Below are 1,578 nucleotides of genomic sequence, written 5' to 3' on the forward strand. Positions count from 1 at the left end.
CTACTTCGACCTGAAAAAGTCGGGGCGTGTCGAGCCTTTTGAGGATCGCTGAGCTGGGATGATGTCCTCGAACCCTTGGCGAGAAGGATTCGAGGACATCATGTTTCGTACTGTAAACGATCAGCCGACGTTGTGGGATTCGATCCTGCCGTCGGAGTTGTTGGTGTTGCCCGTCGAGTTGGGTCGGGTGGATGGGCTGCTGGATGATCCGGTGTTCTTCGCGCCGTTCGCGTCGTATTTCGATGCGCGGATCGGTCGTCCGTCGATCCCGATGGAGACCTATCTGCGGTTGATGTTTCTGAAGTTCCGCTACCGGCTGGGCTACGAGTCGTTGTGTCGGGAAGTTTCCGATTCGATCTCCTGGCAGCGGTTTTGCCGGATTCCGTTCGGTACCCGGGTGCCTCACCCGACCACGTTGATGAAGATCACCACCCGCTGCGGTGACGACGCGGTCACCGGGCTGAACGAGGCGCTGCTGGCCAAGGCGGCCTCGGCCAAGCTGCTGCGCACCGACAAGGTCCGCGCCGACACCACTGTGGTGGAGGCCGCGGTGGCCTATCCGACTGATTCGGGTTTGTTGGCCAAGGCGATCGGCACGATGGCGCGTACCGTGGCGCGGATCAAGGCCGCCGGAGGCGCCACCGGCACCCGGGCGCGTGATCGGCGCCGCTCGGCGGGTCGGCGAGCCCGCTCGATCGCGGCCAAGCTGCGACTGCGCGGACAGCAGCAACGCGACCAGGCCCAGAGCGCGGTGCAGCGCATCACCGGTGAACTGGCCGGAATCGCCGAACAAGCGATGGGTGAGGCCACGACGGTGATCCGCAATGCCAAACGTGCGCTGCGCACGGCAACCGGGCGGCGCAAAGGCCGACTGCACCGGGCGATCAACGCCCTGAACACCATCGTGAGATGCACCGAACGCGTTGTCGCCCAGGCCCGTTCCCGCCTGTCCGGGGTGATGCCCGAATCAGCCACCCGGCTGGTCAGCCTGCACGATATAGACGCCCGCCCGATCCGCAAAGGACGCCTGGGCAAGCCCGTCGAGTTCGGTTACAAAGCCCAAATCGTGGACAACGCCGACGGGGTCATCCTCGACCACAACGTCGAGATGGGGAACCCGCCCGACGCCCCGCAGCTGGCCCCGGCGATCGAACGGATCACCCGCCGCACTGGCCACACACCGCGCGCGGTCACCGCCGACCGCGGCTACGGCGAGGCATCTGTTGAACATGACTTGCACGAGCTCGGTGTGCGCAGTGTGGCGATCCCACGCAAAAGCAAACCCACTGCGGCGCGCCGCGACTTCGAACACCGCCGAGCCTTCCGCGACAAGATCAAATGGCGCACCGGATCCGAGGGACGAATCAATCACATCAAACGAAGCTATGGCTGGAACCGCACCGAACTCACCAGCATCCACGGAGCCCGAACCTGGTGCGGACACGGCGTCTTCGCCCACAACCTCGTCAAGATCGGCGCCCTCGCGGCATGAAAAGCCGACACCGCAAACCCATCCGGCACCCGACCACCGCTCACCAACCCGTCCTCACCACCTCAATGGTTTTTCAGGTCGAAGTA

General features: G+C 64.4%; 1 protein-coding gene. It reads left to right on the forward strand.

All coding sequences use genetic code 11. The annotated features are described in order from the left end of the window. The first annotated feature begins 100 nt into the window (after positions 1-100). Positions 101-1,492 carry an ISNCY family transposase gene (locus tag BST11_RS26740; RefSeq protein ID WP_083141165.1) on the forward strand — a complete coding sequence of 464 codons (1,392 nt, stop codon included), beginning with the start codon at positions 101-103 and terminating at the stop codon, positions 1,490-1,492. The last annotated feature ends 86 nt before the right edge of the window (positions 1,493-1,578 follow it).

The organism is Mycobacterium alsense, from assembly GCF_002086635.1.
GTDB lineage: Bacteria > Actinomycetota > Actinomycetes > Mycobacteriales > Mycobacteriaceae > Mycobacterium > Mycobacterium alsense.